We start from the raw sequence: 2,576 nt of genomic DNA, 5'->3' as shown, positions 1-2,576 counted from the left end.
ATATGACCTACCCCATCGTCAAGCACTTCGACGGCCTGAACGACGGGCTGGTGTCGGTGGAGTCGGCTAAGTGGGGAGAGCGGTTCACTCTCCTGGAGCCCCAGGGGAAGCGGGGCATCTCCCACGGGGACGTGGTGGATCTGAACCGGGAGAACATCCGGGGCTTCGATGTGCGGGAGTTCTATGTAAAGCTGGCGGCGGATTTGAAGAGCCGGGGGTATTGAGCGAGGAATAATACAATTATGTTTGGCATAGGGGGAGCGGTGTATGACTAATGAAAAAAGAGCGGAATTGCTTGTTCAAAAATATGGTTTTGACTTTGATGAAATCTCTAAAGGCGAAATCCGAAATTTGATTGAACAGGAAATAGAGTGCTTTCAAGAAGGCAGTTCGGAATATATACGGGTACTTTGTGGTTATTTATTTTGCCTCGGCAATATTGCTGATGTACCTCTGCTCGAAAAGGCAAAGCATGGAATAAATTTTGATGTTGGTTGTATGATAGACCAAGAATGGATAGGCAGTCTGAAAAATGGCGGTGCTGAGAATGAGTCTATCCGTTCCAGAAATGAGATTATTGATAGTTTTGTAGCGTACTATAAAGACTTTACAGCAGATGCAGATGATGGAGATGAATGGGGCGGCTCCATGTTTTCCACTTCACTTTTTGACGATTGAGTAATTTCTGTGTAATATGCCATATCAGTTTTGTTGCGAAAACCGGCTAAAACACAGCTTGCAACCCATAGTTGCGGAATAGTTGGTAGCAGCAACACGGCCTGATGCCGTAAAATCGCCCCATGAGGAGGTAATTTCATAGCTGCGGGATTTTGGGGTATGTACGGCTTTCAGTTCTGCCACTACCTGTCGGCTTTGCTCGGCTTTCTGTCAGAGCAGTGTCTATCCTAACGACCCTTAGAGCCTGTTTGTCATTTTCTCTGTCTTAAACTCTCCCCTAGAGTGGGCCCTTCTGGTTGGTTCACAGTGGACCTACCCTCGGTTCTCCGCCAGGACGCAATAACCCCCTGGCGGAGAACTTTTATTTTTTCGCACTACTTCAGCCGGTATAAATTTGAGCTGAGGCTCCCGTTCTCCCGCCAGCGATGCTCCTTGGAGATCAGTTCCGCCTTGCACAGATCATCCAGTGCCCGCTTGACGGTGGAGCGGGACAGCCGCAGCTCTGCGGAGATCGTGCGTATCCCCGGCCAGCACTTGCCCTCGTTGTCGGCGTGGTCCTTCAGGTACATATACACAGCCCTTGCTCGGTGGTTCAGGTCGGACTGATAGATCTTCTCGAAGTATCCCATAGACTACTCCTGCCCCCCATCTGTGCGGACAACCACAGGGGGAGGCGGCTCCCGCCTGGTGCGTCTGGCCTGAGCGTAGGACGCGCCGCCTCTGGCGGCTGTAGTTTTCGGAGGAACCGGGGGAGCGGGAGGGGTATCGCTCTCCGTCTGCTGTGCGTGGTGACAGCGGAAGATCGCCTGCTCCAGTTCCTGCTTATTGGCATAGGCCACGGTCCGGGCGGCCCGCTCCGGCAGCAGGTACGGATCACCGAAGGAGATGCCCCAGTCCAGGAAGAGCCTCAGCCGCGTCTGCATGGGGTGTGTCCCTGTCTTCATAACCACGAACTGGCCCTTGGGGATGGACTTCAGCTCATCCGGCGTCATGAGAGGCCGCTCCATCATCTGGAGGGAGCGGCTGGCACTGTCTTTCCCACCGCCCTTGCTCACCGATCCGCTCATGACGGTGCGGCTGCCCAGGGCCTTGGACAGCACCTCGGCGGTCTGAGAGTTGGGGGCGAAGCCGCCGAAGATCGTGTCCTGGACGTTGTCTTGAATGATCTCAGAGCCCTCCTTCCCATAGTTTTTCTCCAGCTGTGCCAGCGACTGAATGATCGGCACCAGGGTCAGCTTGCGGGAGCGGCCGGCGCTGAACAGAGGCAGGATGTCGAAGGCGGGCATGGTGCCCAGCTCATCGCAGAACAGCACCACCCGGTTGGGCAGCTTGCCGCCGTTCTCGTCCGCCACGGAGAACAGCTCACGAGAGAGTGTCTGGATCATCAGGCCGGCCATGAAGTTCTTGCTGGGGTCTTCTTCCGGCAGAACGAGAAAGATGGCAGACTTTTGGGAGGCAAAAGCTTCCGCATCAATGGCGCTGTCGAAGCACAGCACCTGCTCCAGCTCGGAGTCCAGGAAGGCGTTCAACCTGGACAGCACCGTGGACATGACCGAGGCCATGGCCTGTTCCGCCGAGTTGAGAGCGGCTCCGGCGAACCACCGTGCCTTGTGCGTGTCGGGGAGTGTGTCCATCATGACCTGAAAGCCGTTCTTGCCCTTGGCGGTCTTGCTGGGCGCCAGCAGATCCTGCACCAGCTTGAACACGCTGACGATGTGCCGCCGCTCCTGGGGAGCCTCCTCTGTAGGCGGCAGATACTCCGCCAGCAGGAGAACGACTGCTGTAAGCAGTCCCTCAGCAGAATCGTAAAAGAACTGGTTCTGCCCATAATTACCGGCATCACCTTCTGGGTTTATGATGGTTTTCGCTAATATTTTTGCGTACTTCTCCGCCTTGGC

3 protein-coding genes and 1 pseudogene are annotated in these 2,576 nt (G+C 55.3%); 2 read left to right on the top strand and 2 right to left on the bottom strand.

Going from position 1 to position 2,576, the window contains the following annotated elements:
• Window positions 1-224: pseudogene (locus Q1M04_RS16055) on the top strand (triacylglycerol lipase); the annotation flags it as partial.
• 43 nt (window positions 225-267) lie between these two features.
• Window positions 268-678, top strand: coding sequence for a hypothetical protein (locus Q1M04_RS16050; RefSeq protein ID WP_300448924.1), 411 nt, complete (start codon window positions 268-270; stop codon window positions 676-678).
• Window positions 679-1,052: 374 nt separating this feature from the next.
• Here the strand turns inward: Q1M04_RS16050 and Q1M04_RS16045 are convergent, their stop codons facing one another.
• Window positions 1,053-1,307, bottom strand: a complete 255-nt coding sequence (locus Q1M04_RS16045; RefSeq protein WP_300448922.1) for a helix-turn-helix domain-containing protein — start codon at window positions 1,305-1,307, stop codon at window positions 1,053-1,055.
• Between the two features lie 3 nt (window positions 1,308-1,310).
• On the bottom strand, window positions 1,311-2,576 hold a 1,266-nt coding region (locus tag Q1M04_RS16040), incomplete at its 5' end, for a type IV secretory system conjugative DNA transfer family protein (RefSeq protein ID WP_300448919.1).

This window comes from uncultured Oscillibacter sp., assembly GCF_950073225.1.
Lineage (GTDB): Bacteria > Bacillota > Clostridia > Oscillospirales > Oscillospiraceae > Oscillibacter.
The sequence above is the reverse complement of the archived record's forward strand: the minus strand, read 5'-3'. Positions and strand labels throughout refer to the sequence as shown.